The organism is Neorhizobium sp. JUb45 (assembly GCF_004343585.1).
Taxonomy (GTDB): Bacteria; Pseudomonadota; Alphaproteobacteria; order Rhizobiales; family Rhizobiaceae; genus Neorhizobium.
Genome location: NZ_SLYW01000009.1, coordinates 105,745 through 123,509, shown reverse-complemented (window position 1 = coordinate 123,509; position 17,765 = coordinate 105,745). Strand labels below are relative to the sequence as shown.

Annotated in this window: 10 protein-coding genes; 3 read left to right on the top strand and 7 right to left on the bottom strand. The window is 56.7% G+C overall.

The window, feature by feature from the left end:
* Positions 1 to 184 precede the first annotated feature (184 nt).
* The 3 genes from EDF70_RS30230 (at position 185) to EDF70_RS24750 (ending at position 3,489) form a co-directional block, all read left to right on the top strand.
* Positions 185 to 556, top strand: coding sequence for a hypothetical protein (locus tag EDF70_RS30230; RefSeq protein ID WP_207908317.1), 372 nt, complete (start codon positions 185 to 187; stop codon positions 554 to 556).
* Positions 557 to 1,711: 1,155 nt separating this feature from the next.
* The gene (locus EDF70_RS24755) at positions 1,712 to 2,620 is read left to right on the top strand and encodes a LysR family transcriptional regulator (RefSeq protein WP_132279148.1); all 909 of its coding nucleotides are present in this window, start codon (positions 1,712 to 1,714) and stop codon (positions 2,618 to 2,620) included.
* A gap of 113 nt (positions 2,621 to 2,733) precedes the next feature.
* Entirely contained in the window at positions 2,734 to 3,489 is a 756-nt protein-coding gene (locus tag EDF70_RS24750) for an SDR family oxidoreductase (RefSeq protein WP_348639734.1), read from the top strand.
* A gap of 309 nt (positions 3,490 to 3,798) precedes the next feature.
* Here the strand turns inward: EDF70_RS24750 and EDF70_RS24745 are convergent, their stop codons facing one another.
* The 7 genes from EDF70_RS24745 to EDF70_RS24715 form a co-directional block, all read right to left on the bottom strand.
* A complete protein-coding gene (locus EDF70_RS24745) occupies positions 3,799 to 4,641 on the bottom strand; it encodes a helix-turn-helix domain-containing protein (RefSeq protein ID WP_132279145.1) in 843 nt (280 codons plus the stop codon).
* 321 nt (positions 4,642 to 4,962) lie between these two features.
* Positions 4,963 to 5,721: an IS21-like element helper ATPase IstB gene (gene istB, locus EDF70_RS24740; protein ID WP_132279142.1), complete on the bottom strand. Its 759-nt coding sequence runs from the start codon at positions 5,719 to 5,721 to the stop codon at positions 4,963 to 4,965.
* Complete coding sequence (istA, locus tag EDF70_RS24735) at positions 5,718 to 7,214, bottom strand: IS21 family transposase (RefSeq protein ID WP_132279139.1); 1,497 nt, start codon at positions 7,212 to 7,214, stop codon at positions 5,718 to 5,720. Before istA ends, istB begins: the two co-directional genes overlap by 4 nt.
* A 217-nt stretch (positions 7,215 to 7,431) precedes the next feature.
* Positions 7,432 to 7,779: an IS66 family insertion sequence element accessory protein TnpB gene (tnpB, locus tag EDF70_RS24730; RefSeq protein ID WP_056533973.1), complete on the bottom strand. Its 348-nt coding sequence runs from the start codon at positions 7,777 to 7,779 to the stop codon at positions 7,432 to 7,434.
* A complete protein-coding gene (locus EDF70_RS24725) occupies positions 7,776 to 8,144 on the bottom strand; it encodes a transposase (protein ID WP_132279136.1) in 369 nt (122 codons plus the stop codon). The genes tnpB and EDF70_RS24725 overlap by 4 nt, the downstream gene beginning before the upstream one ends.
* Positions 8,145 to 8,408: 264 nt before the next feature.
* Entirely contained in the window at positions 8,409 to 9,182 is a 774-nt protein-coding gene (locus tag EDF70_RS24720; RefSeq protein ID WP_132279134.1) for a hypothetical protein, read from the bottom strand.
* A 29-nt stretch (positions 9,183 to 9,211) separates the two neighbouring features.
* Positions 9,212 to 17,755 (bottom strand): hemagglutinin repeat-containing protein, encoded by an 8,544-nt coding sequence (locus EDF70_RS24715; protein WP_245519334.1) that lies wholly within the window; start codon positions 17,753 to 17,755, stop codon positions 9,212 to 9,214.
* Positions 17,756 to 17,765: the final 10 nt, after the last annotated feature.

Sequence of the window (17,765 nt, the reverse complement as noted above, 5' to 3'; positions counted from 1 at the left end):
CCATGGAAGCGCGACAATGAGTTTTGTCGAGCCTCGATCGTGTCCGAGCCGCTTTGCACTTTTGAGTGATCCGGCCACAACTGGAAAAGTTATTTCAGCCCGCATCTTAGTTGGAGGAATGTGGCGCAATACTAGATGAAAGAGCTTCCCATATCGATGTGAAGCTAAACAGGAAACGTACCATATGATCGACGACGGACTTTCGGAGGGATATTTCAAAGACAAGCTACCTCATCAGGCGCGCTCCCTTCATGGTCAAAACCTCGGTGATATCACGCGGCTGGGCGATGCAGGATCTCGCTGCGTCTTCCGGATGATTTCAACAGCCTTCCCTTCACCAAGCGCGAAGAGATCCTTGATTGGGCGCCGGGTGGGCGTGTCGTCGTCCCCCGACATGCGGCAGATCCGGCTCGAAAGTACCTTCGCCAATGCGCTCTCACTGCTTTGGACCACTGCCGGATCGGCGCTCTGCTGCACCCAACCCAGATCGAGGGTCGGAGCGTCCATTTCTTCTGCAGAGAAGGCGGAGTTCGGGAGAAGGAAGCCGTCTCAATAAGACGGAAACTAACGCTCTGCCTGTCCGTGGAGAGGCTCTTATAGCTGACGAAGGGTCTCAACGTCCCGAAAGAGTTCCTACGCCATGTCAAGGGCGTTTACGGACTGTCTGCGCACCCGCAGCGTACCCAGCTTTTCGAAGAGACGGCTTACCCTCGACATTCGCAATCCTCCTGTCACTCGCCAGTTCCGTTAGATTTACCTCCAATTCGCTAAACTTGAATCGATCGTATGCTCGATTGAGGAAGCAGCGGGCCAGATGCTTATCCTCGTCCTCACGACAATTTTCACGACACGCACAGTTTTGTTAAACGGACCATGTTATGGCGAAGACAAGGTCAGCGTTTAATCGCAGCATTAGAGAGAATTATTCGAGGCAGCTAACTGAAATCTTCTGCGATTTCTGCTCAAGGTGAATGGCGACAAGCACACAGTCGTCGATAACGTGACGAGAACGCAGCTTTATAAGGTCGTGGATATGTCGTACCAATGCAGTAGATGCAACTCAGACATGGAAGAGGGTTTTTTGCTCGAGAAGGGAGATGGCGCTGTTTTGTCATCCGAGACATGGGTTGCAGGAAAACCCGTGAAAAGCTTCTTTTCTGGTTTGAGCCTCAAGGGCAAAGTAGTTTATGACGTCGTGACATTTCGTTGCCTTACTTGCGGCCACCTCGATTCCTACGCGCTGAAGAAGCTGTGAGCCAGAACAAGAAAACAGCGGTAGAGATCCGCTGCAGACAATGGCGGCCCTGACCTCTTGAAAGGATGCGAACCATCGACCACGTCGTTTGGCCGATAAGTTCGCGCCGAATTTCCGTATACGGGCAGCTACTTGCCCTCGTGAATGGCTGATATGGGCTGACACCGGACTGTCCGGTTCTCGGAAACATCAGGCCGGAAGCTGCCATTCTGCGCCCGACTCCGTTGCGGTCGTTCGCGATCCATACTGACAATCGCGGCTTTTTGGAGCAAAGCTGCCATCTTGCCCAAGCCCCTCCAGTTTCCCCACACAACCGACTGCCCATCGCGATGTTTAGGCGTTTTTCTCAGGCACCCTGCCGAAACACAGGGCCATGACCGGCCCCACAGCTTGGCTCCGAAATGCTTGCGGTCAAGCGATGGACATGCCAACGCTATTCCCAAACAGGAATAGCTCATGGACCGCTTCTCATCGCTCAGAGTGTATATACGCGTTGTCGAGCGCGGCAGCTTCACCCATGTCGGCCGTGAACTCGGCATCGGACAGCCTGCGGTCAGCAAGCAGATCGCCGCCCTTGAACAGCATCTGGGGACGCAACTCCTCAGCAGAACATCCCGTGGCTTACAGCCGACCGCAGCGGGCCTCGACCTCTACGAAACCGCGATCCGTATCCTTGGCGATCTTGACGAGGCCGAAATCCGCATCGGCCAGAAGAACATCAGGCCGAGCGGTGTGGTGCGACTGGCGACACCGCCTGCCTTTGGCCGAATGTTCATCATTCCCCGGCTGCCCGCCTTCTTTGAAAAATTCCCGGACATCACGCTGGATATTTCGGTTGCGGAGCGCCGTGTCGATCTCATCATCGACGGGATCGATATTGCCCTGCGTGTCGGGCCATTGGCGGATTCGACACTGATCGCCCGCAAGATCGGCGATCTGCACATGGGGGCCCTGGCGGCTCCCGCGTATCTGAGGACGTTTGGCACGCCGCGCATTCCGGCCGATCTGCGGTCGCACAATCTCATTGCCGGACAAACGCGGGGCGCGACACAGCCCTGGAGGTTCAACAGCCCCGATGGCCCGCTCATCATGCAGCCAGAGGGCAATCTCAGATCGAACGATATCGAGGATCAGCGCGCAGCGGTGTTGATGGGGCTTGGCATTGGATATGCCGGACTTGCGATGTTCTCCGCAGATCTGAAAGCCGGCACTGTCGTCCCGATCCTCGAAGAGTTCGCGGCCGAACCGTCGCCGATCCACGTGATATGCGCGAGCGGCCGGAGGATGCCGCAACGCTTTCGGGTCGTCATCGATTTTCTCGTCGAGATCTGCGCTGAAAAACCTGGCCTGCGTACTTCGGCTTAGCATCATTCCTGCTAGGAATAGATCCTAGTCGATCGACCTGTCTGGGATCCCGCTTTGTCACTGCCTAGGTTCCCTTCCATCGCTGCATCCGTGCGGCTTCAAGCGGAAGGACCATGTCAATGAATAAGCTGGATGGAAAAATAGCCGTCATTACCGGTGGCAGCGCCGGGATGGGGTTTGCGACCGCAAAGCTCTTCGTTCAGGAGGGCGCGCAGGTTGTCGTCACAGGCCGCGATCAGGCAACGCTCGAGGCTGCGGTCCAAGAGATCGGCCAGGGGGCTGACGGATTTCATGGAGACATTGCGAAACTGGAGGATCTTGATGCTCTGCGGGCTCATGTCGAAAGCCGATACGGTCGCCTCGATATCCTGTTCGCGAATGCAGGCGGCGCGCGACCAGGACTGTTTGAGGAGGTGACCGACGCGGACTTCGATTTTACCGCAAACACGAATTTCAAAGGCACGTTCTTCACGATCCAGAAGCTTATCGGCCTGATGGGCTCGGGCGGTTCCGTCATTCTCAATACCTCGATCCAAGGTGTGCGCGGTACGGCTGGTCTGTCCGTCTATTCCGCCACCAAGGCGGCACTGCGCTCGCTTGCGCGCTCGCTGACGGCCGAATACGGCGCCAAAGGGATCCGGATCAATGCCATGGCTCCAGGCTATATCGACACCGATATCATGCGTAAGACGGGGCTGAGCGAGGAGATGATCCGCGAGATGAACCGCCAAGCGATTGACCTCACACCGCTCGGCCGCAAGGGTACCGGCCACGATATTGCAAAGACGGTTCTTTTTCTGGCGTCGGACGATTCGGAGTTCATCACCGGCGTTGAACTGACCGTGGACGGTGGCTGGGCGCAAGTCTGATCTCAATGGCGGGGCACGACCAGTCATCCGCTTAGCCGTGTGATGACTGGTGTCGGCGCAAAGCAGTCGTCTGCGCTTTGCTGCGACGCTGTCTTTTAACCACCGACATGCTGCACCCAAGGCCAATAAGATCAAAGCTTTTGATGTGATGGGATGTGAACGTTCGACCCGCTATCTATCAAAGCTACGCTTCCGAAATGATTGAGTATCTCGATATCGCCTTCGCGATGTAACCCGCCCCCGCAATCTTCCCGCATCCTTCAGCGATCTCGTTTTGCGAACCGTTGCCTCTTTCAACGATGAAGTGATCTAGCGCGTCGACGCACGAAACTGACGCGGTGTCGTTCCGGTCCTCTGGCGGAAAATCTCGTAGAACCTCGAGTTGGAGCCGAAGCCGCAGTCGAGTGCGATATCCAGGATGCCGTCATCCGTTTCGGCAAGTCGCTGCATTGCGCGCGCCAAACGGTAACGTGTGAGATATTCCACGACCGAAATTCCCAAGACATCTCGAAATGCGCGATTTGCAGTAGCGGAATGCACACCCGCAAGTTTCGAAAGCGACGTCAGGGTCAGCGCTTCGTCATATCGCTCGTTGATGACTTCGGTAATACGTTGGGCATGCCCGACGGATTGATTGTGCGGCACCCCGAAACTGACTGCAGGCGTTGGCGCGCCGGCCTTATCGAGAATTAGTCGGCGAACCGCGAGCTTGACCTCGTCGCACACAAGTTGCCGCCGAAGCTCCCCACCAGTTTCCCATTCCTCAAGCCAACGGCCTGCCGCTAAACTGGTGCTCTGCCCTGCAACGTCTTCCTTGACGAAAGTTCCCTGCATGACGGCCTGGCGAGCAAACTGATCGAGCGGCAGGGCGAGAAAATCAACGAGCGGAAGGTAGATGCAAATCACCGGCGCGTCGTGTGCCACCACGATCACCTGATGCGGGATTGCCGCCCAAAACAGTGAAAGCTGTCCGGCTTCGATCTGCACCTGTGTCCCATTGAACAGGTAGGTCATTTTGCCGTCTAGCAGCACGTTTAATTCCACGTGGTCATGCCAATGCGCAGCACTCATCGCGCTCGCCACGTGGCGCTCTATGAAAAAGCTGTGAGACGGAGCAGACCATTCGACAAATTCGGAGAATTCTTCTTTCATCGTCAGCCCATGCGCCGATCCGGGAATAAATAGGTCTATAACCGGATGAATTCCGGAATTCAATGATGCATGTTGATATCAACGAAATCCATAAGAAGGCCATCCCATGCCAAAGATTTGTCTGGTCGGCGCAGGCAGCACCGTCTTCGCTCAGAACATTCTCGGCGATGTGCTCTCGACACCAAGCGATGTCAACGCCGGAGCAAATTAAGGCCAGGCGGCGGAGTAAAACCAGGCCACTTTTGGCGCACGCATGAGACCTCCGGGAGGGCGTAGCCCGAGCGGGGGTCTCATGCGTGCGTGGCGATTTTCAAGGAGGGTTTAGCCGGCCTTTCTGGCGCGGCTTTGGGCGAGACGATAGCTGTCGCCGTTCATTTCGAGAATGTTGACATGGTGGGTGATGCGATCGAGCAGTGCACCAGTCAGTCGTTCCGATCCCAGTGTCTCTGTCCATTCGTCAAACGGAAGATTGCTGGTGATCAGGGTCGCGCCGCGTTCATAGCGTTGTGAGATCAGCTCGAACAGCAATTCCGCACCAGTCTTGGACAGCGGCACAAAGCCCAACTCATCGATGATGAGAAGCTGGTAGGCAGCCATTTGCTTCTGGAAGCGGAGCAGACGCCGTTCGTCACGTGCCTCCATCATCTCGCTGACCAGAGCGGCGGCCGTAGTGAAGCCTACGGACAGGCCTTTCTGGCATGCGGCCAAGCCGAGACCGAGTGCGACATGCGTCTTGCCCGTGCCGCTTGGCCCGAGTGCGATGACGTTCTCCCGGCGCTCGATCCATTCGCATCGCGCCAGTTCCAGCACCTGCATCTTGTTGAGTTTGGGGATGGCTACGAAGTCGAAGCTGTCGAGGCTTTTGACGACGGGGAATTTGGCCGCCTTGATACGGCGCTCGACCTTGCGGCGGTCCCGTTCGATCATCTCTCTTTCGGAAAGCCGGAACAGGTATTCGACATGATCGACGCCCTCGGTGGCACATAGCCGGGCCAGCTTCTGGTACTCGCGCTGGAAGGTCGGGAGCTTGAGGGTTTTGAGATAATGGGAGAGCAGGATCTCGGGCACTTCGTCACTCATGCCGCTTCCTCCCCATGCGCGGAAAGCAGTCGCATATAGGCCTTCGCCGACGTCGTCTCGACCGTCGCCCTCGGCAAATACGGGTAGATGGACAGGTCCAGTCGTGGCGGCCGGCGCTCCACTCGGCACAGGATCAGATGCTTGACGGCGTCGAAGCCGATCGCGCCGAGTTGGAGCGCCTGCTTTACCGCCGCGTGCAGGTCGGCGAGCTCGAAGCTTTCCAGCAGGCGCAAGACCTGCACATATTCTCGCCGGCCATGCTTGGCCATGCGGCCTTCCATCAAACGGCGCAGCGTGGCGAATTCCTCTGGCAAATCCCAGCCCTGGAGAGGTGCTGCCTGATCCAGCGAATTGATCTTCTGCTCGATCAGCGGCAGGTAATGCACAGGATCGAAGACGACGTCCTCGCGGTCCCAGCTCCGGGGATGACGGGCGATGATCTCGCCGCGGCAGCCGATCACCACTTCGTCGACATAACCCCTGACCCAGACATCCTGATGGCCGTAGGCGACCGGGACGGAATAGTCATTGGTCTTGTAACGCGCCAACGACTGGGCCGTTACCTTGACGCCGGCCTGATCGCACGCATCGAATGGAGATGCCGGTAACATGCGCATGGCAGCCAGATCCCGCTGCAGCCGTTCGCCGATCGTCTCGCTCTCGCCCCGCAGTTTGTCGCGCTGGCGCTTGCGGCATTGCTCCTCCAGCCAGACGTTGAACGCCTCCCATGTTGGAAACTGCGGTATCGGCACCATGAAGTTGCGTCTGGCATAGCCAACAAGCCCCTCGACGTTTCCCTTATCGTTGCCCTTGCCCGGCCGCCCGTAACGATCCCGGATCAGGTAGTGGGACAAAAAACCGCTGAACAGCGCCGCACGCTTGCGGGTCCCATCAGGCAGGATCTTTGCGACCAGGCAACGATCATTGTCGTAGACGATCGATTGCGGCACGGCCCCGAAGAACGCAAACGCATGGATGTGGCCGTCGACCCAGGCCTCTGATACGGCCGCTGGATAGGCCCGCACATAACAGCCGTCGCTGTGCGGCAGATCCAAAACGAAGAAGTGCGCCTTCCGCTCGACACCGCCGATCACCACCAGAGCCTCACCGAAGTCGGCCTGCCCATGGCCCGGCGGATGAGCCAGCGGCACGAACACCTCCTGGCGGCGCTGATCCCGCTCGCGCATGTAATCCTTGATGATCGTGTAGCCACCGGTGAAGCCGCGCTCGTCCCGGAGCCGGTCGAACACCCGCTTGGCCGTGTGGCGCTGCTTGCGCGGCACCTTCACGTCCTCATCGAGCCAATGATCAATTGTCGAGACGAACGCATCCAGCTTCGGCCGCCGGATCGGCAACTGACGCTGATAGCCCGGCGGCGTCGAATACGACAACATCTTAGCAACGCTGTCGCGAGATATGTTGAAATGCTTTGCAGCCTGACGCCGGGTCATCCCCTCCGACACGGCCAAGCGAACCTTGAGATACAATTCCACGGTGTAGATCCCCTTGTCCCTCCTGCTTCCAATGCAGAAGGAAGATAGGTGGCCGGATTTTACTCCGCCCCTACGGCGTGATTATCGCGCCGTTACCGTGGCAGACTTTTGCACCGCCGCTCTCATCCGGAAGATTTGCCGTTGCGTCTGACATGATCCTGACTACCATAAGTCAGGAGAAATTGCCATAAAAACGAGTGGTTTCAGAGGGATAAAATCACCCGACACGAGCCGGTGGCGCTCCCCAATCCGGACGACGCCAATCGATCCCTTCCCACAACATCGCCAGTTGGGCCGACGTCAGTCGCGCCGTCCCGTCGGACGCAGACGGCCATGGGAACCGACCTTTCTGCAAGATCTTGTAGTACAGGCAGAAGCCTTGGCCATCAAAATACAGCAGCTTCAATCGATCGCCTCGTTTGCCCCGAAAGGCAAATACCGCGCCGCCCGTTGGCTTCTGGCGCAGGACATCCTGTGCAAGGGCTGCCAGGCCTTCTATTCCTTTACGCATGTCCGTGATCCCGCAAGCAAGATAGACCCGGACACCGGTCCCAGGCCCGATCATGCTGCTTCCACCGCCCGAATAAGCTGGGTCAGGGCGGCGGTATCGACCGCACTGCCAAAGCGAAGGGTGCGACCGCAGCTCAATCGCAGCTCGATCATCCCGGCGCGGCTTTCCCTGCCGTCCTGAACATCAGTCTGCACGGCATTCACGTCGATGGGAATGAACAATGCATTCGAAGACACCGAGAGAAGCCCCTTCTTCTTCAGCTCGCTACGCCAGGCGTAAATCTGCTGGCGCGTGATATCGTGCCGATGGGCAACCTCTGTGATTGTCGCTCCACCATCCCCAACCGACATGATAATGGCCAGCTTCTCATCGTCGCGCCATCGGCGCCGACGTTCCTGCCCAAGAATCTCAACGCGCATCGCAATCCCCGCATAAGACACGTCGCTAACGACGTCGTTAAATACGTGTCTTAGGCCATCAGGGCGCTAGGCGGCAGGCGGTGCCAATCGGACGGTTACCCTGTGCCAACGGGCGGCGTCGCTCATGGTCGGTTTTGGAACGCAAGCGGGAAATATCAGCGTTAATCATTCCGAAGAGAGTTGAGACTGAAAGCCAAAATGCCTCATTAATGATTTCGCCGGCCTAAGTAGTCCTCGCTATGAATAAAGGAGGCCGAGGCCACATCACGGGGTATAAAGCGCATCTCGCAAGCGATCCTGCACCTCGCGAAAGCTTGTTTCCGTAAACGTGCTGTCTGAGACAGATAAACGTATAACCTTTTCCGTTATCTGTTTGATCTCGATTGGATCAATTGTCTCCAGCCGCTCCTTGTGCTGAGCACCAACGTAGTGCCAGAATATATCGCTAAGCCACATGACGGATCCCACCGCCTCCACATACCCAGAGCGCAGCCACCAGCGGCCGGGATTTTGCGAAATATCAATAACCATTTGCTCGACTGGTGGCGGCAATCCATTGGAACGCATCGGCAAAGAGGAATAATCTCGATTGGCGGCTTTATAAATCAAAGGGTCTTTAGCATTTTGCCACTTGTCGTATTCGACATCTGCAAGCCATGCCTGTACAAAATGGGGGGACATAACAAAAGGCTTCGCCCACTGTTCCCAATCGACGGCAGCACTCGGAAGCTTTTCTGCAATTTGTATATAGCATTGGTTGTGGTCGGCTATTGGGCCGTATTGAAAAGTCAGTCCCTCAGTCTCAAACCGGCTTAGTCGATCGGTCTTCCGGGCAGACGTCAGCATTTTCGTGAGGGGCAGTATTTTACCATGAGATTGAAATTTTTCTTCAATTCCCAGAGTCCGCATCACTTGGAGAATTGTCTCTATCGCTTCAAGAGCGGACAATGCACCGTGTCTGCGCGCTCCCACTTCAATTCTCGGCTTTTCGGAGATGAGCGTTATTTTCTCATCGTTCGGAGCCAGCGTAAAGATCAACTCTAGTTTTTCAGTTCTAGTTCTCCTCATTAGGGGTATTCCTTCACTATAACGGTTACACCATTTCGCTCACCATAGAGCTGCAGAGCTTGCGCAGCTTCGGCACCACCTGGCTGAACCCTTATATCTAGAACTTTGTTCGGAGTAATGCCGTTGACCGTTATGCCGCTGTCACGGAGCTCGTCAATCGTTCTTTCCATACGAGACATCCATGTTGAGCCGGTGGTATCGACGGTTTTCAGACTGATAACCGTATTTCCACCCTGGAAATCGATCAGAGGAAAATACCCACCTTTTGTCGCACCGATATTATACCAGCCATTCGCAAGAGAGTATTCCGTTTGCGCCAGGGACTTCTCGATTGAAATGCCTCTCTCGATGGGATTCAGCGACCAAACCTTTTGGCTGAGGATCTTAATATCAACCTTCAGAGCGGCCTGCTCGATGGCTGCTCTGTCCAAAGCCGTGAGCGCGGATAACCCAACGCCTGTACCTCCCAGCTCTGGCATCAAAGCGACCAATTCCTGGAAGAGCATGTTGATTTGCGTGAGGCAAACCTGAGATCCCAGTCGGCATGCAGCGGCAAGCTCGGCGGTCATGGATGCTGCAGCGGGACCAGCGACAGCCAGCAAGTACTCAACTTGGATCAGCTTTCCGACTTTTGCTTCGAAAGCGACATTGCTCATTAGTCCGTCGACCAACGCATGGTTTTCAGTGATGAACTGTTGAAGTGCCGAGTTATTGGCACCCGCTGCAACCGTTACTGCATTGATCATCCCGTCGAGCAGGTTGATGTAGGTTTTTTCAGCTCCACTGATGGTGTTTCCAAAGCCCGTTGAACTGGCCTGTCCCTTTTCGATGACATGGATGGCATCTTTCAGGCCATTTAGAACGGCGGATGTCTGAGCAGGTGTTGCGTTCCTCATGTCCTCGGTATCATTCGCCGCGGACAAGAGGGCATGGACATAAGCAGTGTAGTACTTGCTTTCGTTTTGGTTTCCGAATTTTTCGTAGAGATCCTTGTTCTGGAACAAGTACTCGATGTTCATCACGTGGTTGGAGTATTGCTCAGGAGTTGCAGAGAATGGGCTTTGTCCACCGGGCAGATTTGGCGAACTAGATTCCGCCAGTTCATCAAGAAAATTGGTCGCCGCGCTCGATAAATTGATATCTGCAAAGAGGCTATCAACGCGCCTTAGTGCCTCCATCGTGAGCTCAGCCTCAGCTCTTGCAGTGGCCTCCGCTGAGCAGGTGCTAACACTCACGCAATAACCTTGCTGAACGGCAAAGCGGGCTGCGTTTGCGCGGATGAGCTCTCCTTCTGCGATGTGGAGCTGACGGTTGAATTTTTCGGCATCAAGAGCGGCAGCGGCTCCCTGGTTTCCACCGATCGCAGCCCCGACGAGGGTAGCCGTCCACTGGCCAAGTGCGTTCCGTTGCTCTTGGGTTAGGTTTGGGTTGTCCATCAGCGCTTTGCTGACAATCGCCCCGATCAGCTCTTGGCCGCCGCCTGCCAGTGCTCCAAGTGCTACATCACCGCCGGCAACCATCGCCGTGATAGCTCCTACGGCCGTATGCAGGGCAATCTTTTCAGGGCTACCTTCTTCAAAGCCGAACGACTTAGAAATATCGCCGACCGCGGTATTGAGCAGTTCAGAAAGGGCCGCAGCGCTTTCCTGTTTTGCCTTCAGCCGCTCGATGTCGAACATATCGACTGTCGAGTTGGCTTTCGACAGATCGGTATTCAGGCCAACCAGATCCTGACTCTGATTGGCCAGGGCGAGATTGCCCGGTGTAACAGTCGCGCGAGCGCTACCCGCATCTTCATCGTTTGCCGGCTGCCCTACAGAAGGCGTTGGTAAACCGAGCTTTCCATCGGCTCCTATCCCGACCGAAATGCCCATGCTGGATGTCGATGATTCAGAGCGATTTTCGATATCCGAATAGGTCAGATGATCGGCTGAAAGGAAATTCTTTTCCTTGTCAGCTGTGGACGCAATCACGCCACCCTTGAGATCGACACCACCTTCGACATTGACATGGTACCCGCCCGAGCCGGCAACAATGCCACTGCTTTCGGCAACGTTGGCAAAATCCCCCTTGATGGTGCCTTTGCTACCACTCGCGACGGCGCCGGAGGAGATACCAACGGAAACGCCCGTGGTCTTTTCGTCGTAACGCGCTGTGTCCTGACGGCTTTCGATGTTCAGGTCACCACCGACATCCACGATGACGGACTCACCGGAGATGACCGCGCCATTAAGGTTAGTGTCGTTGCCCGACGATATCGCGACCCTGCCGGTTCCGTTGACGTGGCTGTTGACTTGCTGAGTGTATGAGGTTGCCGAATTGCCGGATGTAGCGGCTGCATCGAATTTCGGACCGACCGAGACAGATCCATTAAGCCCGAGATCTAATCCAATGCCGACGCCGGCACTGAAAGACTTCGATGAACTGTTGGACGTTGAGCTTGCTTCGACACTTTGAAGATTAATGTTCTGCCCCGCAGAGAGAAGCACGTTCCCAGCGGACGGAACGTTCAGATCAATAGGTATGCCGTCGCTGCTTATGCCAGTATTGATCTGCACACCGTTTCCGTTGATCGATCCTTGCTCAGCAACGATCGCCGTCGAACGCCCGCTGCGGAGCTCGGTGACGACGGGAGCTGAAGACGATGCACTTTGCTCAATCTTCTGGGTGCTAGCTCCGATACTCAGATTAACTGACGCAATCGGAGATTTATTTCCGACCACATCCTTGAGTTCCTGGGCTGTTTTACTGGCCGCAAGCGCAGTCGGTGCAATTGCGTAATCGCCATTCTTTCCGCCAAGACCGCCTGCGGCGCTCACGGCCTTTTCTCCAGCTTGGAAAAGCTTGGAGGAAACGGAGACGCTAATGCCTGCAAACAGCTCTTCGTGCTGGCGAGCGTAGTTAGTTTGGTCGAGAGCGGACAGGAGATTGACGTCACGCAATGCGCCGATGCTCAAGTGGCGCTCGGCTTCGACATTGGCTGCCTGGAAGTTCACATCGCGGCCAGCGTTAAAGCTGGCATCACGACCGGCAGAGAGCTGAGATGCGGAATTTAGCTCGCCGGTTTGGCTGGTTTCATCCTTGACGGCGTTGTAACCGACACCGATCGAGAAACCACCATTGCCCGACTTGAAGGACACACCGATACCGGATCGCTTCTCCATTTCGCGAGATGCAAAACTTTCTGCGCCCGGCGTGACGTTGATATCGCGGCTGGCGTCGATGGCGAGATCACGCTCGGCGGCAATATCAGAGCCGATCACGGACACGTCGCCGTTGCGGGCCGTAATATCGATATCCTGCCCTGCCTTCAGTGCAGAGGCGACGTTCTGGGTCGAGCTGTTTTCGCTTTCGTTCTGGGCCTTGCCCCATACCGAGAAGAAGCCACCACCCGAGCCAACGAAAAGGCCTGAAGACTTCTTGGCCGTGTCATAAGAATGGCTTTCCTGGCCGCCCAGGATTGCAACATTGTCACCTTCGATTGCAAGGTTCTGACCCGCCTCGATACCGGAGCCGACCACGACAGCGTTCCGTCCTGCGGACAAATCGACATTGCCCGACGCCGAAAGGTTCGAGGCAATCGTCGTCTCGTCATAGGAGTCGATGCTGCTGTTGGTCTTTTTCAGGAAACCCTTGGCGGACGACTTTTCATGCATCTCGACCGTGTCGGTGGCTGCCGCGATGGTCAGATCCCGGCCCGCGTTAATCGAGAGATCAGCAGCCTGATTTTCGTTTCCAGCCTTCAGATCGGAACCGGAAATCAGCGTGTCTTGACCGGACGTCAGTGCGACACCATTCCCGCCCGAGATGGAAGAAGAAACCGACTGGTTCTGCTCGATATGGCTCGACGTGCTGTACTTGCGTCCCTTGGAGGCGAGGTCGGCCACCTCGGCATCGCGTGCCTCGGTAATGGTAAGATCGCCACTTGCGCGCAGATCGACCTTTTCATCGGCTGCCAACTTGGAACCAATGATTGTCAGATCGCCGGACTGGTTGGCGTTGCCGGCTTCGGCAATGATCGATCCGCCTGCGGTGATAGACGAACCCTGTTGGCGTACCGTTTCAATCTTGTTACGGCCATATGTCGCCGATGCCACATCCTGGGCGGAACCGATTGTTACGTCTTTCTCGGCCTTCAGGATTACGCTTTCGCCGCTATCGATCGTCGATCCCGAAACGCCGATGTTTTCGCCTGCGACAATCGCGGTCGAACCGCCCGAGGAGAGCTTCGAACCCTGTTGCGAGGTGCTCGTCGTGGTCCGGTAACCGTCATTGACGGTCCGGTCGACACCCACGGTCCCGATATCCACGGATCCGTTTTGCGCAGACAGCGACAACGCTTCGCCAGCACTCAAATCGCTTCCGGAAACAGAGATGCCTTGGTCGCCGCTGATAACGAGATTGCCGCCGGCGGACACATTCGAGCCAACGGCATTTTCCTGGCCAGGTTCACCGACCGTCGCGGCACCGATGGTGACCTTGTTGCCGGAGAGCGATGCTGAGCCACCAATGTCTCCAGAAACACCCTTAAGAGCCAGAGCGCTTCCCGCCGAGATCAGCGCATTGCCGCCCGCCGAGATCGCAAGGTTCGTGTTGACGACCTCCTGCCCTCCGATATTGAAGGATTGGGCGTTGAGTGTCAGGTCGCGCGTTGCGGAAAGCTGCAAACTGTCGCCGGAGATGAAGCTGCCGCCCTGCGAGATAATGTCTGTGCCCTGCACAGACATGCCGGCACTTGCGACCATCGCCCCTGAATTGGCGATCTGGTCACCCTGAACCAACACGGAACCACCGGACAGAAGCGCTCCGGAAGCGGTGAGTTGTGCCTTGTCTGCCGCCGCGAGATAGACGACCGGGACAAGGACTTCGGCACCTTCGACGATACGCTTTTCATAGACCACGATCGATTGCGTCAACTTGGCGATCTGGTCATCCGACAGGCGCTCACCGATCGACAGGTTGTTGGCCTTGACGTAGTCGATGCCGTTATCCAGCAGGAGTTTCATCTCCTGGATCGCATCCTTGCCGGGCGCAAAGCTGTTGCCGAGACCGTAACCGGTCTGTCGGCGCAACTGCTGTTCGATCAGCTGGTTTTCGAAATAGGCATCGCCAAGAAACGGTATTTGGGAGTTTGGCTGATAGCCGATACGGCTGATGAAATAGCTTGAACCATAGAACTTGCTGACGTCGAGAAATTCCGCACGCGTTTCAAACAGGAATACCTGCCCAGGGATGGTGCCTCCGAAACCGCCGGAATTCGGCTTGGCGGCTGCGGCAAGCGCGTCACCACTGGTTTTGAGGGTATCGGCTAGCGAGCCGCTGCCATTCTGGCCGCCGGCATTGATGGCGGGGCCCGCCTGGCCGCCGACCTCAGAGCCGGTATTGGCAGAACCGGGCGACGAGATGACGATGTCTGCGAGGTTGAGGCCGGGAAGAGCACTGTTGCCGGTAAAGAGAGCACCCCCGCCTGTGATCCCGCCAAGACCGGCCAGAGGATCCGTCGAACCGGATGCTGTGCCAACGCTTGCACCACCTGCCACTGAACCATCGACTGCAGAATTGTTGATAGACTTGAAGCCGGCAATGTCGAGGTGGCCGCGTGCCTTGATGGTGCCGCTTGCCGCGCCAACCACTTCCATTTTCGTCAGGGTAGAAGTGCCGGACGCGACATCACGCGATGCATCGCGGTTACCTTGAGCATCGTAGGCCTCACAGGCACCCTGCGCCTGGCAGTAGGTCTGGGTTTTTCTGTAAAGCGCGACGCCGTCATTGTTGAGCGTCTGCCCACGTAGGCTGATATCGCCTTCCGCTTCGATGGCGCTGAAGGAGTTCGACAGCTGCTGCGCGGTCAGCGCGATATTGCCGCCGGCACGAAGCATGGATTGCGCGCTGCCGCCGTCAACGAAGCGATCCTCGGTTACCGTCTCGCGAATGTACGCGTTTTCGTCGAAATTGAAGATCGTGGCGTAGTCCCACTTGCTGCTCTCAGCCTGCTGGACGAAAATCTTCGATGGGTTGTTTGGGTCGATGACGAGATTACCATTGGCGTCGCGCGGCGCGTGCGAACGGACCCAATTGAGGATATTGGCAGATTTCGTAGGACCTTCACTGGAAATCCACGTCCAGGCCCGGAAAGACGAACCGTCTGCCAGGCGAACTTCAGACCAGAGATCGTCCTTGTAGTCGTCCCAGTTCTGACGAGGCAGGTCCTGATAGAGCCATTGCGAGTCATTATTTGGACCATAAAACAGATGCATGAACGGTCGCGCAGCGACGGCAGCGTTCAGTCTGAACGCCCCGCTTGTCTGTGACGACACGAGATTGTCTGTCGTCCAGGTCGGGTTCACCAGTCGGCGGTTGGAAAAGACTGCAGCGTTGAGCGCGATATTGCGACCGGCCTGAATGAGACCGGAGAGGTTTTCAACACGCTGCGATGCCGAGCCATCGGCTGCTGCGGCAATGTCGAGGTCCCGTTCCGACATGATCGCGCCCTGCTCGTTGACGAGCGCGTTTCGAATGTAGAGTTTCTGATCGGCAGCTGAATAGACAAGTCCGCTTGCCCGGTTGGTAAGGTTGTTGGCATCGACACGCAGATCGCGGCCGGCCGCAATCTGGCCGCGATTGTCAAGATCACCGACCGTAAAAGCGATATCACGCTGGGCGAGAATTGCGGTCGAGGCGTCCGTTGTGATCGTTCCGGCGCGAAGACCGAGATCACCGGACACGCCCGGCTGGTCGATGAACCGAAGTTTCGCATTCGCAAGATTGGCATTGCCGCTCAAATTGAGATCGAGGCCACCGAAAGCGTAGGTACTGCCGGCAAATGTTGCCGTTTCACCGGTCATCGTCAGCCGGCCAGACGACTGAATTTTTGCCCGGTTATTGCTGAGATCAAAGTTTCGAGCTGCCAGGCTAAGATTACCGACTGTTCGGGTCTGGTTGTCGATCGAGATCGCACCATTGCTGCTGCTGAGGCTTGCATCGGCGAACGATGTCATGCTGGCATAGGAAACGTTGCCGGCAGCATTTGCGATGAGCTCCCCTGCACTCGTCAGGCCGCCGGCATTGATGGCACCATACAGAGCTTGAAGACGCAACTGGCCAACATTGCCGAGCCGCAGGCCTGCATTATTCGCAGAAAAATCAACACCGGCGATCAGGTCGTTGGCAGAGATTTCGCTTGCGGAAATGGTGAGATCACCAGCCGAAATCGTCTGCCCGGTCAGGCGTGCACTGTTGCCGGCTTCGATCTTCAACGAAGAATGACTGGTTGCCTGCGCTGTGACGGAACCTGATGCAGACAATGCCATCGATCCGGCGGAAAGAAGGCTGCCGGCGCTGAGATCCTGTGTTGCTTCGATCACCATATTACCGGTGGCATTTGCCGGTTTTGTGCCGCCGGCGAGTGCGCCGATACCGGAAGCGGCGGTGCCCAGCGTCACTCGCCCACCCTTGACCGTGACGTCAGAAGCCGAGAGGAGCTGCCCGCCGATATCGGCAGAACCGATGATATTGATGGAACCGTTCGCAAGAACATCCAGGCCGACGTAGCTGCTTGCGCGATTGTCGAATACACCGGCCGCCAGTACCGATCCGATCTCGACCGTTCCCGATGTCGCGTCGATCGTAAGATCACCGCTTGCAGCTAGACGGGGACTTCCTCCCTCTGTTGCGGTTCGGTCGAAATCGAGGCCCGAGATGATCTTGGCAGCCGATATCGAATTGCCCGTCAGGTTGATGTCTGCACCAGACAGGATATCTTGAGAGACATCAGTCGCTGCATCGATAGTGATCCCACCGCGTGCGCGAACATTGCCAGCCACAAGCTGGTTCGCATCGATCTGCAGAGAACCATAGGCGTCAACCGTACCGGCCTCGACTGAACCGTGATCTGCCGTCAGCGTGATCGATGCATTTTCCCGCGCGCCTGTAGCCCTGCCCTGGGAATCGAACACAACGCCGGAGGCGATGTTGGCGCCACGAATTGTGTTGCCACTCAGATCGACATTGTTGGAACTCCAGATCGAACCCGCAACGTCGATCGATCCATCGATATCAATGCTGCCTCGTGCGCTGAGACTGCTTGCATCGATGTTGCCCGCCCCGATGGACAGAAGCCCCGAAGAAAAGATCGTGCCCGCAATCACATTGCCGGACGATGCGCGGATGGTGAGATCTCCGTCCCTGGAAAGGACGGCTGTACCATCCGCCAGTCGCTCGACGCCGGTCAGAAGCTGGTCGATTGTAATCTGACGACCATCGATAACGGTATTGCCGCCGCTGTAAAGCCTGGAAACGTCAACGCTATCGCCGGCAATATCAACACGGTTTTGTGCGAAAATCTCACCGCTGGCGGCAAGGTCAGCATTGATCCTGGCGCTGTCGTTTGCAGTCAGATTGTCGATTTTGCCGATGACTGCGTTGATGGTGACATTACCGGCTGCTGCGACGGATCCAGCCTCGACTGTATCCGATGCCGCGATATCCAGATTGCCACGTGGCGCAAATTGGACGGTTCCCGCCTGCGAAACATCAAGCGCCACGCCTGCCATC